At 57.7% G+C, this 21680-nt stretch carries 12 protein-coding genes; 9 read left to right on the plus strand and 3 right to left on the minus strand.

What is annotated here, in order from left to right; all coding sequences use genetic code 11:
• Positions 1-148: 148 nt before the first annotated feature.
• The 7 genes from waaF to KDX30_RS10195 are packed head-to-tail and all read left to right on the plus strand — an operon-like array spanning position 149 to position 7124.
• Entirely contained in the window at positions 149-1183 is a 1035-nt protein-coding gene (gene waaF / locus KDX30_RS10165) for a lipopolysaccharide heptosyltransferase II (RefSeq protein ID WP_099267719.1), read from the plus strand.
• Positions 1184-2251, plus strand: coding sequence for a lipopolysaccharide heptosyltransferase I (gene waaC, locus KDX30_RS10170; RefSeq protein ID WP_122808389.1), 1068 nt, complete (start codon positions 1184-1186; stop codon positions 2249-2251).
• Positions 2251-3375, plus strand: a complete 1125-nt coding sequence (locus tag KDX30_RS10175; protein ID WP_231675668.1) for a glycosyltransferase family 4 protein — start codon at positions 2251-2253, stop codon at positions 3373-3375. The genes waaC and KDX30_RS10175 overlap by 1 nt, the downstream gene beginning before the upstream one ends.
• Positions 3372-4178, plus strand: a complete 807-nt coding sequence (rfaP, locus tag KDX30_RS10180) for a lipopolysaccharide core heptose(I) kinase RfaP (RefSeq protein ID WP_231675669.1) — start codon at positions 3372-3374, stop codon at positions 4176-4178. Before KDX30_RS10175 ends, rfaP begins: the two co-directional genes overlap by 4 nt.
• Positions 4178-4912 (plus strand): lipopolysaccharide kinase InaA family protein, encoded by a 735-nt coding sequence (locus tag KDX30_RS10185; protein ID WP_231675670.1) that lies wholly within the window; start codon positions 4178-4180, stop codon positions 4910-4912. Before rfaP ends, KDX30_RS10185 begins: the two co-directional genes overlap by 1 nt.
• The gene (locus KDX30_RS10190) at positions 4909-5688 is read left to right on the plus strand and encodes a lipopolysaccharide kinase InaA family protein (protein WP_231675671.1); all 780 of its coding nucleotides are present in this window, start codon (positions 4909-4911) and stop codon (positions 5686-5688) included. The genes KDX30_RS10185 and KDX30_RS10190 overlap by 4 nt, the downstream gene beginning before the upstream one ends.
• Positions 5688-7124 carry a lipopolysaccharide kinase InaA family protein gene (locus tag KDX30_RS10195; RefSeq protein ID WP_231675672.1) on the plus strand — a complete coding sequence of 479 codons (1437 nt, stop codon included), beginning with the start codon at positions 5688-5690 and terminating at the stop codon, positions 7122-7124. Before KDX30_RS10190 ends, KDX30_RS10195 begins: the two co-directional genes overlap by 1 nt.
• A gap of 230 nt (positions 7125-7354) precedes the next feature.
• Here the strand turns inward: KDX30_RS10195 and KDX30_RS10200 are convergent, their stop codons facing one another.
• Entirely contained in the window at positions 7355-13510 is a 6156-nt protein-coding gene (locus KDX30_RS10200) for a membrane-targeted effector domain-containing toxin (protein WP_231675673.1), read from the minus strand.
• A gap of 251 nt (positions 13511-13761) precedes the next feature.
• On the opposite strand from KDX30_RS10200, the gene tssI reads away from it, so the two are divergent.
• Together tssI and KDX30_RS10210 are read left to right on the plus strand one after the other, a co-directional pair.
• On the plus strand, positions 13762-15777 hold the full coding sequence (tssI, locus tag KDX30_RS10205) for a type VI secretion system tip protein TssI/VgrG (RefSeq protein ID WP_231675674.1): 2016 nt from the start codon (positions 13762-13764) through the stop codon (positions 15775-15777).
• A complete protein-coding gene (locus KDX30_RS10210; protein WP_231675675.1) occupies positions 15774-16658 on the plus strand; it encodes a DUF4123 domain-containing protein in 885 nt (294 codons plus the stop codon). The genes tssI and KDX30_RS10210 overlap by 4 nt, the downstream gene beginning before the upstream one ends.
• A 74-nt stretch (positions 16659-16732) precedes the next feature.
• Here KDX30_RS10210 and KDX30_RS10215 read toward each other — a convergent pair whose 3' ends face one another.
• Positions 16733-17746, minus strand: coding sequence for a hypothetical protein (locus KDX30_RS10215; protein ID WP_231675676.1), 1014 nt, complete (start codon positions 17744-17746; stop codon positions 16733-16735).
• A 109-nt stretch (positions 17747-17855) separates the two neighbouring features.
• Positions 17856-21392, minus strand: coding sequence for a toxin VasX (locus KDX30_RS10220; protein ID WP_231675677.1), 3537 nt, complete (start codon positions 21390-21392; stop codon positions 17856-17858).
• Between the last annotated feature and the right edge of the window lie 288 nt (positions 21393-21680).

Here is a 21680-nt window from a genome sequence, read left to right on the forward strand (position 1 = left end):
TTCGCGAATGAATTCGCTCCCACAGTGCCTCAACCGCTCTTACGGTAAAGGCACTATATAAAGCTATGACAGGGAGGCGTCGGGTTGTGTGGGAACGTCACGCAAGCCGATCGGCCTCCCTGATCGTTTCTGTCGTTTTGGATGAAACATGAGAATTCTGATCGTTGGGCCCAGCTGGGTAGGCGACATGGTAATGGCGCAAACGCTGTTCCAGTGCCTTAAACAGCGCCACCCTGAATGCGACATCGATGTCCTGGCCCCGGAATGGAGCCGTCCGATTCTGGAGCGTATGCCTGAAGTGCGCGCGGCCCTGAGCTTTCCGCTGGGTCACGGTGCGCTGGAACTGGCCACGCGTCGCAGGATTGGCAAGTCCCTGGCGGGGCAATACGATCAGGCGATTCTGCTGCCCAATTCTCTGAAGTCCGCATTGGTGCCGTTTTTTGCTGGCATCCCCAAGCGGACTGGCTGGCGTGGTGAGTTTCGTTACGGCCTGCTCAACGACGTGCGCACGCTCGACAAAGAGCGGTATCCGCTGATGATCGAGCGTTTCATGGCGCTGGCGTATGAACCCGGTGCCGAGCTGCCGCGTCCGTACCCAAAACCAGACCTGCGCATTGACCTCACCACCCGCGATGCAGCGTTGGCCAAGTTTGGCCTGAGCCTGGATCGGCCGGTGCTGGCGTTATGTCCGGGAGCCGAGTTCGGCGAGTCCAAGCGCTGGCCTGCCGAGCATTACGCGAAAGTGGCTGAAACGAAGATTCGCGAAGGCTGGCAAGTCTGGCTGTTCGGTTCGAAGAAAGATCATCCGGTGGGCGAAAGCATTCGTGAACGGCTGATTCCTGGCCTGCGCGAAGAGTCGGTCAACCTCAGCGGCGATACTTCGCTGGCTGAGGCGATTGATCTGTTGTCGTGCGCTGATGCCGTGGTGTCCAACGACTCGGGCCTGATGCACGTCGCGGCAGCGCTGAATCGCCCGCTGGTGGCGGTTTACGGTTCGACATCGCCGGGCTTCACGCCGCCGCTGGCCGATCAGGTGGAAGTTGTGCGTCTGGGGCTGGAATGCAGCCCTTGCTTTGATCGCACCTGCCGGTTTGGCCATTACAATTGCATGCGCCTGCTGGAGCCGGATTCGGTGGTGCAGGCGCTGGGTAATCTGGGTGCCACTCCGGTGGAGGTCGCCTGATTGCGGGTCTTGCTGATCAAAACTTCGTCGCTGGGCGATGTGATTCACGCGTTGCCAGCACTGACTGATGCTGCGCGGGCTGTGCCGGGTATCCAGTTTGACTGGGTGGTTGAGGAAGGTTTCGCCGAGATCCCGACCTGGCACCCGGCGGTTGGCAACGTGATTCCGGTCGCGATCCGGCGCTGGCGCAAGAATCTCTGGCAGACGTTCAAGACCGGAGAGTGGCGGCGCTTCAAGCAACGGTTGCGCGACACCCATTACGATCTGGTGATCGACGCTCAGGGTTTGCTGAAAAGTGCCTGGCTGACCCGCTATGTCAGCGCCCCCGTGGCCGGTCTGGACAAGGATTCGGCCCGGGAACCGCTCGCCAGTCGTTTCTACGATCAGGCTTATCCAGTCGCGCGCGGGCAGCATGCGGTTGAGCGTCTGCGGCAACTGTTCGGGCAAGCGCTGGGTTACGCAGTGCCTGCCGGGCTGGGCGATTACGGTCTTGACCGTGGCCGTCTGCTTGGCGCAGATGCCAATACACCGCCATTCGTTCTATTTTTGCATGGCACCACTTGGGACACTAAGCACTGGCCCGAGCTGTACTGGCGGCAGTTGGCCGAACGCATGGGCGCGCAGGGCCTGCAAGTGCGCTTGCCGTGGGGGAACCCGAGCGAAAAGGCCCGTGCCGAGCGCATCGCTGAAGGTCTGGAACATGCGGCCGTGCTGCCGAAGCTGAATCTGGCAGGCGTCGCTCAGGTGCTGGCCAGTGCGCAGGCCTGCGTCGCGGTGGACACGGGTATTGGTCATTTGGCCGCAGCGCTGGATGTGCCGACGGTTTCCCTGTTTGGCCCAACCAATCCGGGGTTGACCGGTGCTTACGGCAAGTCGCAGGTTCATCTGGCGGGTGACTACCCGGCGTGTGCGCCATGCCTGCAAAAGAAATGTACGTATCAGCCGACGGATGAAGACCGCCGTCAGTTCGATACAAAACGCGAGTGGCCGATGTGCTTCACTCGTTTGAATCCCGAGCGGGTAGCGAGCCAATTGGGTTCGCTGTTGCTGGCAAAGGAGCCCGGCTGATGCAACTGGCTTTTGTACTGTATAAATACTTTCCGTTTGGCGGGCTGCAACGTGACTTCATGCGCATCGCTCTGGAGTGCCAGCAGCGCGGGCACAAGATCCGCGTTTACACCCTGATCTGGGAAGGCGAAGTGCCGCCGGGCTTCGAAGTGCTGGTGGCACCGGTCAAAGCGTTCTTCAACCATCGCCGCAATGAAAAGCTCAGTGCCTGGATGGAAGCGGACCTGGCCAAGCGCCCGGTAGATCGTCTGATCGGCTTTAACAAAATGCCTGGCCTTGACGTGTACTACGCCGCCGACGGTTGTTTCGAGGACAAGGCGCAGACCTTGCGCCATTCGCTGTATCGCCAATGGGGCCGCTATCGCCACTTCGCCGAGTACGAGCGAGCGGTATTCGCCAAAGACGCGAAAACCCAGGTACTGATGATTTCCGAGGTTCAGCAGCCGCTGTTCATCAAATATTACGACACGCCCTTGTCGCGCTTTCATCTGTTGCCGCCGGGCATTGCTCAGGATCGTCGCGCACCTGCAGATGCGCCGCAGATTCGTGCTGATTTTCGCAAGGAATTCGGTTTGGCTGACGACGACTTGTTGCTGGTGCAGATCGGCTCCGGTTTCAAGACCAAGGGCGTGGATCGCAGCCTGAAAGCGCTGGCCGCGCTGCCACCCGAACTTAAAAAACGCACCCGGCTGTTTGTAATCGGCCAGGACGACCCCAAAGTATTCCAGCTGCAAAGCGCGACGCTGGGCCTGGGTGATCACGTCACCTTCATGAAGGGGCGCAGCGATATCCCGCGCTTCCTGATGGGGGCCGATGTTCTGATTCATCCGGCGTACAACGAAAACACCGGCACCGTGCTGCTTGAGGCACTGGTGGCGGGGCTGCCTGTATTGGTCAGCGCGGTGTGTGGCTATGCTCATTACATCGCCGAAGCCGACAGCGGTCTGGTGCTGGATGAGCCGTTCGAACAGACACAGCTCAACGAATACCTGGCGAACATGCTGGCCGACGACACTGCGCGCGCCAACTGGAGCCGCAATGGTCTGGCCTTCGCTGATACAGCCGATCTTTACAGCATGCCGCAGCACGCGGCCGATGTGATTCTGGCGGAGCACTACGCATGAAGTTGTTCCTCGCTGAACCGTTCAAGACCCTTTGGGAAGGCCGTGATGCCTTCGCCGAAGTCGAGCGTCTGGACGGTCAGGTCTATCGCGAACTCGAAGGTCGGCGCACCTTGCGCACCGAAGTCGATGGTCGCGGTTACTTCGTCAAGATTCACCGCGGCATTGGCTGGGGCGAAATCGGCAAGAACCTGCTCACCGCCAAACTGCCCGTGCTGGGTGCAGGCATGGAGTGGAAAGCCATTGCCCGCCTGAAAGAAGTGGGCGTACCGACCATGACCGCCGTGGCTTACGGCGAGCGGGGCAACAACCCGGCGGCGCAGCATTCATTTATAGTCACCGAAGAGCTGGCACCCACCGAAAGCCTGGAGGATGTCAGCATCAACTGGCGAAACGAGCCGCCAGAGCCACGCCTCAAGCGCGCTTTCGTTGCCGAAGTGGCGCGGTTGGTGGGCATGATGCATCGCGCGGGTGTCAACCATCGTGACTGTTACATCTGCCACTTCCTGTTGCACACCGACAAGCCGGTCACGGCCGATGATTTCCGCCTCTCGGTGATCGACCTGCATCGCGCCCAGACCCGCCGGGCAATTACTCCGCGCTGGCGCAATAAGGATCTGGCCGCACTGTATTTTTCGGCACTGGATATCGGCCTGACGCGTCGCGACAAGTTGCGCTTTCTCAAAGGCTACTTCCAGCAACCGTTGCGCCAGATTCTGGCGCAAGAAGCGAGGCTGCTGCGCTGGCTTGAGGTCAAAGCCGACAAGCTTTATGAGCGTAAAGTCCGCTACGGGGACGCGCTCTGATGGCAGGTTGGAATCTGGAGCCGGCCTACGCGTCCTTGAGTGACGAATTTGGCAGCCTTGACGCGGTGTTTGCGTTGGAAGGCGAACGACTGACCCGGGACCCATTGTCGGAAGTGATCAAGGTTCAGCGCGAAGGCGTTAACTATTACGTCAAACGTTATGTGGGCGCTGGTAAAGGCTTGCGTCGCTACCTGGGCAAGCCGCGTGTCAAATCCGAGTGGCAGAACCTCAAGCGTTTTGCCAAATGGGGCATTCCTACTGCCGAGGTGGTCGCCTGGGGGCTTGAGCGTCGCGGCACCGCTTACGATCGCGGGGCGTTGATTACCCGTGAATTGCTCAATACCGAAGATTTGTCCGCCGTGGCAAAGCGTGAAGACCCACGGCTGTCCGACCGCTCGTGGGTGGATACGATCAGCCGTCAGGTGGCCCGCTACACGCGTGCCATGCATGACCAGAACTTTACGCACAACGACCTGAAGTGGCGCAATCTGTTGGTCGACGATCAAGCCAGGGTATTCCTGATCGATTGTCCCAATGGAGCGTTCTGGACAAGCTTCATGTTGCGGTATCGAATTACCAAGGATCTGGCGTGTCTGGATAAGTTAGGTAAATACCATCTGTCCAACACACAGCGTCTGCGCTTCTATTTGCAGTATCGACAGCGAACGCGGCTGAACGCGTCCGACAAGAAACGTATCCGCCATGTTGTCAGTTTCTTTGAGGGGCGCGAATGACTGATTTTATTGCACCCAGCGAGCGCCCGTTGCTTGAACGCCATGGCCTGGCTGATTTCGACTCGCTTTGGGAGGTCCAGCTCGATGCTGTCGATGAGCCCAATACCGGTCGCGGCGGCTGGAGCAGCGTGTTCCGCATGGAGCTTGAAGGCACGGGCTTCTACCTCAAGCGCCAGAGCAACTACCTGACTCGCACCTTGCACCATCCGCTTGGCGAGCCGTCGTTTTCCCGCGAGTTTCGTAACATCAGCCGCTACCAGAAGTTGGGTATCCCGGCGTTGCAGGCGGTGTTTTACGGCGAGCAGCGCGTCAATGGCGAGCGCCGTGCAATCCTGATGACGCGGGCGCTGGATGGCTGGACTGATCTGGATACGCTGCTGCAGCATTGGCCCGAGATGGAGAGCCAGCAACAGTCTGCGATTCTGCAATCCTGCGGTGATTTGGCGCGCACGCTGCACGCGGCCCGACAGATACACGGTTGCTTCTATCCCAAGCATATTTTCATGCGGGCCAAGGCGGGCTTTTATCGCGCGCAGTTGATTGATCTGGAGAAGACCCGGCCTTTGCTGCTTGGTATGCGTGACCGGATCAAGGACCTTGAGCCACTGTTGCGTCGGGCGCCGATGTGGAGCAGTGCGCAGGTGCGGGAGCTGCTGGCGGCTTATCTGCAAGCGGGGCTCGAGAGCCCGCAGGTCGAGGATTTGTATGTGCGGCTCGGTGAGCGCGGCACTCACAAGCGCGCTTCACGGCGCAGCGAACACGAAGAGATCCGTTAATGCGTTTGTCTGAACTCAAAGAGGCCGGACGTACGCCCGTCTTGCCGATCAATCTGTCATTGGCGGATGCGGCCGGTCCTGCTGAATTGCAATTATTGACGTTGCTGCGGGTTCTGCCCGGTCAGCGTTATGTCGGTGCGGGCGTATGGCGTGGCCGGACAGTGTTGGCCAAATTACTGGTTGGCCCAAAAGCCCCACGGCATTTTCAGCGTGAGCTGGAAGGCGTACGTGCATTGGCTGCGCAAGGCATGACCACGCCGTTGTTGCTGGCTGACGGTCTTCAGGACGGTGAGGGCGGCTGGTTGCTATTCGAGTTTCTCGAACAGGCCCGCAGCCTCGGTGACGCTTGGCTTGAGGTGGAAGATCAGACGCCGTTGAGCGACGCGCAGCAGGAAGTATTGGGCGAGGCATTGTCGGCCATCGCTCAGTTGCACCTTAAAGGGCTGTGGCAAGAAGACCTGCATCTGGACAACCTTTTGCGCTGCAACGGCAAGTTGTACTTGATCGATGGCGCGGGGATTCGTGTTGAAGACGCGGGCAAACCGCTGTCCCGGCAAAAAGTGCTGGAAAACCTCGGTGTGTTTTTCGCTCAGTTGCCCAAGTCTCTTGAACCCTTCACCGAAGAGTTGTTGGTGCATTACCTGTTGAGCAATGGCGAACATGGTCTGCCCATGGAAGCGTTGCAGAAGCAGATCGATAAGGTACGTGCCTGGCGCTTGAAGGATTACCTGGACAAGGCGGGGCGTGATTGCAGTCTGTTCAGCGTGATTGATGAGCCGTCGCAACTGCGCGCGATTCGCCGGGAAGAAGAGCCTGCGATGTTGCCCGTGCTGGCTAACGCTGATGCGCTGCTGGATCAGGGCCACATGTACAAGACTGGCGGTGCGGCCAGTGTCGCCCGGGTCGAAGTCGATGGTCGTGCACTGGTGATCAAGCGCTACAACATCAAGGACCTTGCTCACTGGTTCAAGCGTTTCTGGCGCCCCAGTCGCGCCTGGCATTCATGGCGTGAAGGCAATCGGCTGATGTTCCTCGGCATCGCCACGCCCAAGCCGCTGGCGTTGCTGGAAACACGCTTTTTCGGTTTGCGGAACAAGGCGTATCTGGTTACCGAGTTTTTGCCGGGGCCGGATATCATCGAGCGCTTCGCGCCCTATGTCACCTCTGGAGATGCGCCGGAAAGCGAGCTGGTGGCGCTGGATCAGCTTTTCGAGCAGTTGGTGCGTGAGCGCATCAGCCATGGTGATCTGAAAGGCCATAACGTGTTCTGGCGCCAGGATCGCTGGGCTTTGATTGATCTGGACGCCATGTGCCAGCACACCTCGCAGGCCTCGTTCGCGACCGCCTTCGCCCGCGACCGCGCCCGCTTCATGCGCAACTGGCCCGCCGATAGCGCGCTGCACCAATTGCTTGAACAGCGGTTGCCGAAGGTTTAGTTATTTTGGGTGCAGGGCGCTGCGTTGGAGCGAGGCTTGCCCGCGAAGAGCTAAAGCGCGGTGTTACTGATACACCGCGGCGACCGATTCGCGGGCAAGCCTCGCTCCAACGGGAATAACCCGGTTTTATATGTGCGGTGCTTACTCGCGATTCAGGCGCTACGGTTCGTCAGACACATCGCGTTATCGTTCATCGCGGGCAAGCCCGGCTCCCACAAGATCATCGCGTCTCACGCAACCCGCGTCAGATTGATTTCCTCCAGCCCTACTATCAGCGCGTCCATGTCTGCGTAAGGTTTCAGGTTGACCGAGGTCCAGGTGGCTCGCTCCACATAAACCTGTCCTTGTGCGTTGACCTTCACCGGCGTGCGATGAATGGCATTGTCCCGTGCGCGATGGACGATCACAGGCAGGCTGTTTTCACTCTCTTCGACGAAAAACATCCCAGGCCTGATCAGTCTTTCCTCGACAGGCAACGATTGCGCAGGTCGGACGGCAACGGCGGGTTTGAAGGTTTCCATCTCTACCCGAAAGTCACTTTTGATGAAGCTCTGTTGACTGCTCAAGGTATCGGTCACCTTCTCTCCTGGGTCTATCGAGATGCCTCGAGCCTGACCGGGCTTTACATCGATCACTCGTACGCCGATACCGCCTTCCAGCTCGGCGAGTCCCGGGACAATTTTTTCAAACGTATTGGCATGGCTGTTACCGACCAGTGCAATCCACTTGTGGGCCCCCATGACTTCTTGATGTTTGCGCACTGTGCGCGAAGCGAAGTGGCTGAACATCTGTTGCCGAGTAGTCGGCGCCAGACTTTCCAGGTCTTTGAGGTAGTAGCTGGCGGCACAGTCCAAAGCCCTGATTTCCAGGCCCTGACCGCGCGCCTTGGTGATCAGCTGTTCAAAGGTGTAAACGCCGTCGACATCGGTGTTATGACCTCGGTCCATCCTTTTCAAGTCATGGAGCAGGGTTTTGCTCATGTAGCCGGTGTCGACGAAACGATCCAGGTCTGCCTGATGGACGTCGCTGAGCAGGTGCTCGATGTAGAGCGTTTTTACCTCTTGTCTGGACAGTAACGGCAAGTTGTCGATGATCAGCTTCTTGCTGGCAATGGAGGAATGGACCTCTCCAATGACCACGCCATCGGCATGCTGATACAGGTCTTCGAGAAAATCGCCATGGCTCATGCCCGGTGCAACGGCTGGCATGGTTGGGCGAGCCGGTAACTCCTTGACGATGATGGTCCGGGCATCTTTCTGCAATGCGTGGCGCAGATTGAAGAATTGGTCACTGACCACCGAGTGCTGTTTATTGGCGCTGAAGTAACGCGAGTCCAGCCCACGGTTCTCGAAATTGATCAATTCATGCAGGGTGTCTCGTGTTTCTGCGGGCATCGAATAGGCGGTGTCCCGCAAGGACAGTTGCAGGGCCGTAGGTGGCGTTTCAGCGGGCCAGTGTTGCACGTCGACTGGTTGCCAGCCGCTGGCGTCATTCCACTCAAACCCTAGCTTGCCCGTGTAAGGGTTATCGAGTTCGCCCCTGAATTTTCTATGCATTTGCTGATAAAGCGCGTCATCCAGTCGGCTGGGCGGCGATTGCGTCAGTGCTGTAGCCAGGCTTGATGCGCCTTGATCCTGGATCAGCGGGTTGGCCATTTCGATCCGGAAATCGGACTTGCCAAACGCAGTGCCGGTTTCTTCAATCTCCCGGCTGATAACGGTCGGTCGACCGAGGGGCACTTCGCGTACGCGTACGCTGATCGCGCCTTGCAGCTCGGCGATGCCAGGGACTTGTTGATACGTATTGGCAAATTTCTGGTCGAGTAACGCCACCCAGCGGCGTGATGGATGAGACGCAACGTCGGCGCTTATAACTGTATGTGCGAAGAAGTTGCTCATTTTTTGTTCAGTCGCCAGGTCGCCCGCTGCGATTGCCACCGGATTATTGAGCAGTGGGTAGCTGACCGAAGAGCTGATCGGTCGAACTTCCAGGCCATGGCGGTGCGCGGTCTTTATCAAGTGATAGTAATCATATTCCTTGCTGCGGTTTCTCAGTGCGCCGCCGTTGAGTTCTTCCAGCCAGAATTTCAGGTCACTTGAGCCTGTCTTGCTTCTGGCCCCCAACTTTCGGTATTTCTCCAGTTTGTACATATGCAGATCAGTAAACAGATGCTGAATGTACAAAACCTTCACGTCCTGTTCAGCCAGCGCGGCCATGTTTTCGATGAGTAGACGCTTGCTGGCGAGCGACCTTGGGGCCTCGCTGATAACCATCGCGTTGCTGTTTTCGAAGACTTTCCTGATCAGCCCGATGGCTCCGGCGTTCACGTCCAGGGTAGGTAACACCGGACGTGGTGCCGGAACGGCCGACGTAAAAAATGCCTGCGCATCAAGGTAGAGTTTGTCTCGTTGGGCTGAGAATCTGGAGCGTACCTCTCTGAAAACAGCATTGAAATAGTCTTCAAGATCCAGCCCCAGTGCGTCCATCGTGTTACTGGTATTACTGAGAATGCTGAAATGTGGGCGTAACTGCAGTGGCAGTTCATAGGGCACTACCGCACTGGTAATGGGGTCGGCGGTTGTCGCGGTTTCACTCACCAGCGGCCTGAATGTATCGTCCATCCCGCCACGCAGATTGTGTCGCTGCAGGAGTTGCCATTTGCCCTGAGCATCCAGCCGTACCGGACGCTTGCCGAAGAAGGCGAACGGATTTTGCGGGTCGATGATGTTCCAGCAGCGCGCTCCCGCATCGAAGTGGACTTCGAAAACCTGAGTGCCGAGTTCGATGTAATACTTGTTATTGATCAGACTGACGCCATTGGCGTGGCCGGACGACAACGGGATCGTATCTTTCAGTGAAATGTTCACGGCGATCCCCTGTTTTATGCCGTCTGCGTTCAGGGCGGTCGACTGGCCGACAGGCTGGCCCAAGGGGCGCCATGCACCGTCCAGGTCACGCCGGGCTAACTCTCCGGTCGGTTGTGGGGCTTTGGAAAGATCGCTGTTCACGTGGTACACCGATGCATGGCCATTCGCGTTTGGCTTGCTGCGCCAGAAGGTCTCCCCTTCAAGGTGCACGGGATGCAGGTCCGCCTGGGTGGGGACGCGTGTGATGTTTTTCGCGGCCGGAAGCACTGACGCATGTTTGCCGTTGTGCCCGAGTTGGCGCAATGCACCGAAACCTTTCATGCCAGCTGACAAATCCCCGGCTGCGCCCAGGCTGTTGAACAGTGAGCTGAGAATATAGGCGCTGGCGGTTTCCCGGTCGCCATTGGCGAAGGCTTGCAGGGCTTTCATGCTGTCGCGCAGGGAAAGCAGTGCGCCGACCGCAAAGCTGGCCGGCGGGAAGGGCAGCGTTACCACTGTGGCGACCAGCTCGAATGTTATCCAGGCCAGTTTCGCCAGCATATCGCTGCGGCCAGTGGTCGTGTCCTCGACATCGCGCAGTTGGCGCTCGAGGGGGCGATTGAAGCAGAGATCCTGGAAGTCGTTCACTGCATCCCGCGGTATGACCGGCGGTTTGCTCTCTCCGCCTTCTCTCATGTCGCGCAGGAAGAACGACAGTTTGCGGCGTGCATCAATCCGGCAGCGGTCTTTGTAGTAATCGATCATGCCGGAGGTTGAGAGCGAGCTTTTGAAGTCGCTCAACAGGCGCAACTCAAGACCATCCGGTGCCTGCGGGGTGTAAAGCATTGTTGCCTGGGTCGCGTCGGCGGATGACAACAAATAACAACCCTGAACGGTTTCAACCTGAATCAGCTCGACCCTGCCAGGTGAAACCGCGTTATAGAGGTCGTTCACGACTTCGCCCACCTTGGAAATATCGGTGCCTATCAGCGGGTTTTCCAGGCGCAGTTGCAAGGTGTGCAGCGGATAGAGAAGCCGCGCCGGGCTGTCGGTCCGGTGCAGATGGCTGATGGATAACCGGAGCCACTGGTACTGCTTTGAGTCGAGTTGACCTTTAAGATAGCCACGCAGTGCAGCCGCTTTCATTTGCAGTACGGTGATCTGCAGGCTGCTGCGCCGGCGATGGTCGTAACCGGGAGAGGCAGGATCGAGCAGGGTATCCCTGACCAGCTTGATGTAATCGTCGCTGAGCCACTTGCCATGTACCGAGCGTGCGACTTTTTGCGGCGTCAGTGGCGTCAGATCGATAGACGACGGGCCACTGAATGTTGCTTCGGTGTCGGCGCTGCTGCTGAGCAGCCCAAGGGTATCGTCATAGCCGTTGCGCAACATCTGCGTGTAGCTCAGTACTTCGCGCTGGGAGGTGATGATGATCTGGTCCGGATCGACGCTGCCTTCAGCCACACCCAGTAACTCGCTGATTTTTTTGCTGGCGCGCTGATGAACATAATCCTCGAAATCCTGCGCCTGGGTCGGCGGTTTTGCGTGGAAGTTTTCTGTGGCGCCGGCTATCGCATCTTCCAGGGCTAGCAGTTCCTGTCGCTCGGCGAGGCTGGCGCGCATGAACCAGTCCGGCGTTCGTTGCGCCTGATCGGCGGCGGCCACTCGCACATGCTGGCGCACGAACTGCCCAAGGGCCTGATTGTAGTGGCTGCGGGTGATTAGCTGAACGTAGTTGGCGGGTGGGTAAGGCTTGAGGCGCAGGGCGGCGAAGCGCTTCTCGAGATTTTCACGGCTGGACGCTGGCACCTGTTTAAGCAAATAACGGCTCATTTCAGGCGATGTGGTCCAGCTGACCAGTTCGTGGGTGAGTTGAGTCTGGTTGTCGAAGGCTTGAAAACGTTGTGCCCTCGGCGCATCGGCAGCGAACATGATCAGCCGCTCAAGGCGTCCCTGGGCATCGTTTTTACGAAAAATCAGCATGCCGCCCAGAATGTCGCCGTCATCAAGCTTGATCTGCTGGACTTGCAGATTTGGCGTGGTCTGCCCCGTTGCATCCGTCTCGATCTGCTCAATGATCGCGAAATCGTCCGCCAGGATATGCGCCTGCATCTTTGCCGCGTAGGCCAGAGCGGTTACCTGCTTGCGTGTGAGGTCGCGCATCAGTTGCTGATTGTGCTCAGTTGCGTAGACCGTTTGTTGGTACTCGCGAAATACAGTGCCCAGATTCAGATCGTCGACCAGCTTCGCCACGTAAGCGTGGGTTAGCAGTGGATGGCTCGTTTGCATCAGCGTGCCGTTCAGGCGGAAGGTGCTCAGCATCTGGAATGCCGAGCTGGCGTCCGTGTCTCCGGGATGCAGCCCGTACAGTGCCATTTCCAGCAGCGAGCGCCGGGTCGTATAAAGTTCGCCGGTGATTGCCAGTCGGCGTTGTGTCGTGATCATGATCTGCTCGGGTTCCAGATCGTAGCCAAGGTCGGAAGCGATGCGAGCGCGCAGCCGTATTCTGGCGAAGGACTCATGGGAAGTTGCGCCACCCAGGGCGCTGAGCAATGCCGTGCGGCTCTGTTCGTAATGGGTCAGGCGTTGCTGATATTGATTGAGGTCGTCCTGGCTGGCGACCTTGATCCAGTGGGGCAGATTCCTGCGCTGCTGGCGTTCCCAGTAAGCCATTTCGCGCTGTGCAAGCATGGCTCCGGGGCCAAACAGCCCCTGCATGTCCATGGCCGCCGCGATTCGTGCAGAGATCGTTTTACTGTCGGTTGCCTTGGCATTGAGGCAGGCATGGCGCACATCGCTGCGTTGCTTGTGGAGTTGGCGCTCGAAAGCATGGGCAAAGGGACTGCCGGTGACCGGTTGCAGTTGCAGGTCGGCAGCGCTAAACGGCTCCAGATAGAGGCTCGGATCCTGTGTGATCGTCTCCAGTAATTGCTGGTCGCGCTGCTGGGCATTGTTGAACAGCGCATGACGCAACACATCGTTGTTGAGCCACTGAACAAGCGTTGTGCCAAAGGCGGTGCGGCTTGCGAAACCCTCCGTACCCAGGCCGGGCAAGACCAGCAAGGTCAGGCCTGTGATTGAAATGAACACCAGCGCGCCAGTGATCTCAATGGTTGTCTTGTCATTGAGTTGCACATGCAGCGTGAACGTCTCCAGAGAACGGCCGATCTGTTTACTGACCGTTGGCAGGGGTAAGCAGGCAGCATATTGCGGGTCCAGATGGCGCTCGTGGTTTTTGACGATCACCTCGTTGCGCAGTGCCTGCTCCATGCCCTGAATGAACAGTGCTTTACGAACTGGACCTTTGGCGCTGGGGGCTTGCCAGAAATCGTCGAGCTGTTGGAGCAGCGCAGCCACCTTGGTTTCTTTGGCCGAGTCGTCCTGCCCGCCAAGCGTTTCAATGATTGCGGCGCTGGCTTTGGGCAAAGACTTGAGCTCCTCGGCGAACGTGATGTCCAGGGCACTGAGTCGATGCAAGGCGCCAGATGCCAATGGCAGGGTCTCTGCCGGTGTTGGGGGGAGCGGAGTGAGTTGTGACATAAGGGTCAATAATCCTGAATGATTGATAGGTGTAAAAGTGCGGCCCGGAGGAGGTACCGCTTTGAGTTCAATCAATCAGGAGTGGGGTGGGTGGGGGTGTTAGATAGTTAGTGGCCTGCCCGGTCTTCGAAGCAGAAGCGTTGGGATTACATTTGCAGAAACGTCCCACAGATCAAACGACTTAAGCCTGACTGACACTTTTATCGCTTAGGAGCAAAGTCCCGCCTTTTATTCAGGCCAAGGACTTGCTCATGTTCAACCCCGCCAACCGCGCTTCGTTCACGCTGGAAATAGCCGGGCTTGAGCATGACTTTCGAGTGCTGGCCTTTACCGCAAAGGAATCCATCAGCCGTCCGTTCAGTGTGCGTATCGAACTGGTCAGCGAGCGGGCCAATCTCCAGTTGGAAGACCTGCTGCACCGACTGGCCTTTCTGAGGTTCGACGCTGACGGTAATGGCCTTCACGGCCAGATCGGCGAAATCGCTCAGGGTGATTCCGGCAAACGCTTTACCCACTATTTCATTCAACTGGTGCCCAGCCTCAAGCGTCTGGAACACCGCAGCAATCATCGGATCTTTCAGGGCAAGACGGTTCCGGAAATCATCGCGGTGGTCCTCAAGGATCACGCGATCTTCAGCAATGGGTTTGCTTTCCGGTTGCGCGAGCCCTGCAAACCCCGCGATTACTGCACCCAGTATCAGGAAACCGACCTGCATTTTGTGCGCAGGCTGTGCGAAGAAGAGGGCATCCACTTTCACTTTCAGCACAGCCCTGACGAACATTTACTGGTGTTTGCAGACGACCCTATTCAGTTGCCGGTACTCAAGCCTGCGGTTGCGTATGTGCAGAGCAGCGGACAGGTTGCAGACGCGTCGGTTATCAACAGATTCAACGTGCGACTCGCCACGCGCTCGGCCAAGGCCAGCCATCAGGCCTATCACTTTCAATTGCCTCAGGTGGACCTGCTCAGCAGTGCGGGCGGCGATGGTCGTAAGGAGCTGGAGGATTACCAGTATCCCGCGCCGTTTACCGACCTGAGTGTTGGCGCTCGGCAAGCGCAAAAGGCGCTTGAGCGAAACCGCAGTGATGTCCAGTTGGCCAATGGTTCGAGTGATCAAAGTGCGCTGGTCAGTGGCCACTTGTTTGAACTAACGCATCCTAATCCGGAGTGGAGCCAGCAATGGCTGCTGACGTCGGTGTTCCATGAGGGTAAACAGCCGCAGGTGCTGGAGGAGTCCACGTCTCGGGCATCGGGAGCGTTTACCCAAGGTTATCGCAATCGTTTTGAAGCCATCCCCGGGAAGGTGCCGTTTCGTCCACCGCTCAAGCACCGCAAACCCAGGGTTTTAGGCAGCCAGCATGCGGTAGTTACAGGTCCGCCCGGCGAAGAGATCTACTGCGACGACTATGGGCGGATCAAGGTCAAGTTCTTCTGGGATCGTGAAGGTTCGCGTAACGAGCATTCCAGTTGCTGGCTGCGGGTCGCCACTGGTTGGGCCCATGAGCAATACGGCACGACGATGATTCCCCGCGTCGGCATGGAAGTGATCGTGGGTTACTTCGATGCTGATCCGGATCAGCCTTACGTGCAGGCCTGTCTGCCCAATGCCGGTACGCGAGCGCCGCTGAACCTGCCTATGCAGAACACCCAGACCGTGCTCAAGACCCAAAGCAGCCCAGGCGGCGCAGGTTTCAACGAACTGCGCATCGAAGACCGCAAAGGTGCCGAGTCCATTTCCATCCGCGCTCAACGCAACTGGTCTGAGCATGTGCTGAACGATCAGTCGATCCAGGTGGATAACCAGCGCAAGGTGAACGTGACCGGGCTGTCCAGCCACGAGCTGCATGGCGAAGAACACCACCTTACCCATGGGGCACGCAAAACCCAGGTGCTGGCCGATGACTCGTTGACGGTGGTCGGTAATCAGCACATCAGCGCCGCGAATCATCTGGTCAGTGCGGCCACACAAGTGCATCTGCACTCAAAAGTGGACGTAGTGATCAATGCGGGGCTCAACGCAACGATCAAGGCAGGTGGGCAGTGGATAAGTATCAGTCCGGCTGGGATTTTCAGCAGTGTGCCTATTCAACTTGGCGGTGTTCCAGTGTCGGGAATGCCTGCGGTTCCTGGTTTGCCTGCGGTGTTGATACCCCAAGTGGCGTTGCCCGCGAATCCATCCTTGATTCCAGATGTACAACTCAATGCTATCGAACGAGGTGTCTCGTTTTGCCAAGTGTGTGCTGACGCCAGGAAGGCGCTGTCATGAACAGCGAGCACTCTGTGCAATCTTCCCTACCTGACGATTTCCCTTGGGATAAGACGGTCGGGCTTTTACTCGATGCCATTCAGGTCAAAAACCTGCTTCAACGCCTGTACCAGTGGAATCCGGAACCGAGAGTGAGCGTGCTTTATCACGAGACCCGCTGGGCTGAAATCAGTCGGCTTTCACCGTGTCTGGTGCGCTTGCATGATGCTGATGATCCGGTTCTTTTGCAGTTTCTGGCTCACACTCAGGAGTTGTGGGGGTATCTGCTGGTCAGTGATGGTTCGTGGGATGACCTGTTAGCTCATGTGCGCTGGCTGACCTGTTTCAAGCCGCCCCAAGGCGAAGACATGTATTTACGCATCTCTGACCCTGCAGTGGCGCATGCGTTATTTGCAGCAGAGCGTAATCCGGGACCAGACCTTTTTGGCCCCTGCCAGGAGGTTATCGTCAGCGCCGCAACCCGTGATGGATGGATACAACTCAAACGCCCCGGCGACAAGTACATTCCGCAGTACGACAAATCATTTATGGCAAGCGACGCGCAATGGGCTGCTCTGAAAGGCGTGGCTTTTAACAAATCCATGGGTGAGCTTTACCAGCACATGCAGCGTTTTTCCCCCGATTACCGGACAGAACTGACCTCTGAACAGCGCCTGAAACACATCCATCAGCTTGCTCACTCTGCCATCAAAAGAGGTTTTGAGACCGAGCAGGAGATCTGGTTGTACGCCAACGTTTTCGGTTTTCTGGGGGATGACGTGCTGGAGCAGCACCCGGACATCGCTGAGTTGCTGACCGTCCGTTCGGAGCTGAGCACGCTGGAGCGTGTTGATCGCGCTGCGACGATGGCGGCAGAGATCGCTGGAGCGGGAAACTTGTAGGGGACACCGAGTTTATGAGGTCAGCGATGGGGGCAGACAGGCCGCCATCGCTGCCTCGCGTTGCTCGTGAGCTCCTACAGGGGGGCTGTCTGCTGTACCTCGGTAAACCGTGCTGCAATGTTTTGACTGGGCTTTTGCGTGTGCAGGGTTCTGACCGCTTGGGTCATGCGCTTTAACTTTTCACTGGGCCTCGCCCATTGCTCGGCGGGTAACGGCTCTGACCAGTTTTGCATCGCTTCAGGTATGGCAGCGCGGCCGATGCTTTTGATGTGGCGGATTTCCCATTCGGTGAGGTAGTTGGGCAACGTCCACAAGGTCAGCACGTGGTACGTGTACCACCAGAACGGATAGAAGAACCCCACCTCGCGATTTTTGCGCCGACGTCGCATCCGCTCCCGTGCGTTGTAAAACGTATGCAGTCCTTCATGCGGCGGGTCGCCAGGGTTTTGCAGTTCAAGCGGGTCCTGAATTTCCTTCAGGGTGTGAACTTCATATTCCATGTACGCCCGAATCGCCTCCCAGTTGCACACCGCCAGATCAAACCCGGCACAGAAAAACTCCAGGCTGTAATGCTCATCGTGGGGCGGATGATAAAACCCGACGCCCATGGCGTAGCGGATGTCCATGCCGTACTGCGTGACTGACTGTGCCTGAACGACCCAAGCTGATAGCGATTCCCACGGGACGAAGATGGGCTCTGTTTGGCCGTTGGGGACGAAGCAAACTTCGCGGCGTTGACGGTTGAAGCGGGTGGGGATGACTTCGTGGTATTTGTTGAGGTGGTTGAAGGTGATGATGAGGTAGAGGGTGAGTGCGGCAGCTGCCGCCCATGAACCTACTTGAAAACCGTATGGCATGTAGTCCAAGGCAAGCTTTGTGGCCATGTCTGCGCCATTACCTTCTGCGATGGTCATCAGCCACACGAGTGCGGTTGCAAACAGGCCAAAAAACCAGATGGCCCAAAACGGTGTTCCTAAACCCATCTGCCAAGCGAACACTGCGGGTAGCCCAACGCCGAAGTCCAGATACGTATCGTTCATTTCACCGACCGCGTGTCCGTAATCTTGAGCGGGCAGGTCTGTGGGCAATGGCAATGGCGCGAGGTATACGATCTGGCCTGTCGGGAAGGTTTCTCGCATACCCGCGTGAGGTGCATGATGGATCGGTGGCGGTGTGTCAGGGGCTATTTCTCCCATCTTAGTTCTTCCCGGACGGCATGGTCGCGAGGTAGATACCGAAGTGAGGGCACTGATCTCCCTGATGCTCAATATCAACTGCGGGAAAGTCGCCGATCTCACCGGTAAGTTGAAAACGCACGTCATATGAATGGCCTTCGTACTGGCCTTCCTGTGTCCGATAGCCCAGTAGTATTGACAGCGTGAAGTCGCAGCGTCCTGGAGTGGGTGAGGTGAGCAGTCCACTAATATCTGTCAGCCGCAGAATCAACGGGTTTTCTTGATAAAGCTGAAAACTTTCTTGCAGTCTCTCCTTTAAAGGCGTCCATTGTTCGGGGCTGTAGTCGCGTCCGTGCTGGGCCCGAACAATCTGATAGCCTCCAATTTTGAGTAAGGCTCCGCTGGCGTAGCTGCCGATAGGTAGCGCTAGATCATCAGCGGACAGCTTTGGAAAGTGCAGCAGGAAGAGCCTGGGTTTAGGGTTGCTCGGGTCGTCATTCGACGGAACAATCTCCATGCGCGGGGCCTGAATATGATCGTGCAGTTCTTTTTGGTAATTGTTTAGAGATAGCGAACGACGTCGTTCGGCGTCCTGGCTCCAGGGTGTGCTGAGCAACCAGCGATCATGGCGGCTTAGGTTGTTGCGGTTGTAGAACCAATTACCGGACAGTTCCAGCGCTGTAAATAAAATCCCGGCTACGTTGAAGCGGAAAAATACGGTGGAGAGGCGTGTGCCTGCCAGAGCCCATGCGGCGGTTCGGGCTGAGGAGCCAGCTTCAGTGGCGAGTACATGCCTGAAGGCTTGAGTGGACTGAGCGAAGCCATAGCTGTTGCTAGCGAGAAAACCACTGTTGCCCAGCATGCTGACCGCGGCGCCGGTTTGGGCATCGCTATTGCCATTGCGTACGGCGTCTGACCAACTTTTGTGGGAGCTATACAAACTCATTGCGGCGGCCACCGTTCCAGATACATACCCAACCATGCCAAGCCCGATATGCAATTTCCCCATCTGGACATGCACGCCCAACAGTTCAGCTTTCTGCAGATTTTTCGCTAGTACTGTTGCGTGAGCACTGAGAGCCGTGTCTGCAATACCTTGTGCTGCGCCAAAGCCTGCGGCGACGGTGGCTGCAAGCGAACTTACAAACGGCGCCCAGCTTTTAGCGTCTTCTGGTTGCAGGTTCATTTCATGCTTCACCTGTACAAAATTCACCACCTGCGCCACAAACACCAATAACCCCGCCCCATCTCCCAGCAACCCGGCCTTCGGCGCAACCGTCACTCCGCGCCGATAGTTATCCAGCACGGTTTTAATCTCTTGATGCTGCTGCGCCGGAAACACCAGCGCTAACCCAGGCTTGCCCGATGAGGCCGGTTGAAGATGTGTCGCGTCCGAAGGCAGGTCGGCCAGCGGACTCATGGCTTTGGCCAGTTGCTCCTCCAGGCCACGTAACCGTTGCTGGGTGGCTTGTCGGGAGAGCTTGAGGTTCTCGGCAGCGGTACTGGTGTGCCAGAGAGCATGTCTGGCTCGGGATTGTTGTGCTTCGTTGTTCAGATAGCGCAGGTATTTGCGCTCTTTTTGTACCGCTTTGACGGTCTCTCCCAATGCCTTCAGATCTTCGGCACTGGCGATCTGGAAGGCGACGTTTTCTCGTCGTGCTGCGTCGAGGATGGTGACGCCCGTAGCCTTGGGCAGGCTGCGAAACAGGGCGTCCATACCGGGCAACTGGCCTTTGTCCATCTGCTGCAAAAACGCCTGCAAGGCCTGCTGGATGCCCATGTGCAAAGCTGGAGCAAGGGTGCCCCAGGCGGCTGCGATGTTGACTTGTGTGCTCGACGATAGCCGTTTGGTGTTGAGTAAAACCCCGGCCCCCCATTGCTGGAGACGCTCCAGCGAATCGGGGGCCTCTTTTATCAGCAACCAGCCCGCATTGATGAAGTAGGAAAACTGCACGCCCAGCTCTGTTTGCGCGCTCAGGGGCGCGGCATAGAACAGTGGGCGGGACATGGCCGGGTTGAGGTTGAGCCAGACGAGTACCTTGTCGAGAGCGTAGTCGCTGCGGCAGATGTCTTTCAGGCAGGCGTATTCGGTGATTGCGGCGTGGTCGACCTGCTCATTGTCCTCAAAGTCGTAGTACCAGATGGCCCGATGCAGGCGGTTTTTGATCAGCAGTTCGACGCGGTCGTGGGTGATCTTTTCCAGCAGTTCATTGAGTGGCTGCAGGACTTCGCGTTGCTTCTTGAGGAAGGCATCCATGCGCTGACGATCGATAAGGTCGTTGATGCCGCGTTGACCGAATTTTGCGCCATGGAGCAGTTCCTTCGTACGCTTGTCCATCTGGCGATAGAGTCGCCAGAGAGGCTGGCGATGTCGGGCAATAAATGCGGAACTGGTGTCAGTGAAGCGTTGCTCAAGGTAATACTGCTGAAGGGCTTGCAGCCGGGTTCCATGCCCGGCATACATGTTCGCCGGATCAGTGCTGGGCGGTATCAGTTCGAGTCTGGCTTTCAGGTCTGCGGGTAACCCCGGGTCTTCCACGCGTGGCGCGGGATGCTTGCTGTTGTCCTCAGTCATCACTTCCAGCAGGGTTTTACGCGTATCACTGCGCTCGGGTTCTGCCAGTAATTCGAGATCATCCAAAAGCGCCTGGAGCGCCGGATCCGCCTCTGCCCGCTCGCTGAGACCGGCGGCGCTGATCTGAGTGAGCGATTCGATGTAGCAGCCCAGCAGGTAGTCACGCTCGACCTGACCTTCCTCGGTTCCGCTTTTCGCCCAGGCATCTATCTGGCCGACCACCTGATCCTGATACTGCGCCAGATCGCGCATGACCCCAACGTCATCCCTAACCGCCAGAAACAGGAAGTCACGCTTATGAGCGGTGGTGATCTGGCTGGTGAACTCTTCAAGAATGGTCTGGCGATACAGCGGTGTGTGTTCCCAGTCGTAGGGAATCTTCGTAGAAGTGTCGTCCGGTCTGTCCGCCCAACTGCCGCTGCTTTCCGCCAGCCACACGGCCATTTTACGGTCGTCGAACAGATCCTTGGCATCGCCGCGCTGAATATTTTCAAAGCTGACGCGCTGCATGAAGTACTCGCGCTCGGTGGCGACCTTGAGCACCTGTGCGCATTTGAAGGCCGTCCACTGGACCTCGGAAAAAGAGACGTGCAGAACGCTGCAGCGAGAAAACGCCAGCGCTGGATCAGCTTCAATCACGTCAGCGCGCCGATCCTTGTTGACGTGATCGCCCTTGAACAACAGCGCAGTCACGGAGCCATTCGTTATCTGATACTCATGTAACAGGCCGGTGGCGCTGTCGATGATGTACAGATAGCCGTCCCGCAACAGACGAAACCCCAAAGGCAAGGCCTGCAACTTGTAAGGCATGGCGATCTCGATAGACGGGTCGAGGTCTTCCACCAGGCCATAACGCACCGGCAACAGTTGTAAGGTCTGACTCATCAGCGGACAAAACCCGCCAGCATCGGGTGCCTCGGCGGGTTTAGCCCTGGCGACCAGATTGGCCATGTGGCCACGCGGCGTTATGTGAGGATTTGTCATGCAGGCTCCTGCCTTGGGCTGGCGAGTAGAGGCCAGGATCCAGATGGCGGAGCGTGTAATCTCAAGCCCGACCCTGAGCGAGGGGCGGGAGAGTGGCTGATGAGCGGCGAGCGCTCAATGCACGCAAAGCGCTTTAGGAAAGGCCCTACGCAAAGTGTCGTAGATTCATACTTCTGCTAACCAGGCCATGGCTTGCCCCGGTTTTACTCGGGGCAAGCAAATCCCTTTGTCATTACGCTATAATCCCGCCCTTTAGCTGTTCCTCGCCCCGCTGCGAGGGCACATATT

Origin of the sequence: Pseudomonas quasicaspiana, assembly GCF_021147825.1 — a bacterium.
Lineage (GTDB): Bacteria > Pseudomonadota > Gammaproteobacteria > Pseudomonadales > Pseudomonadaceae > Aquipseudomonas > Aquipseudomonas quasicaspiana.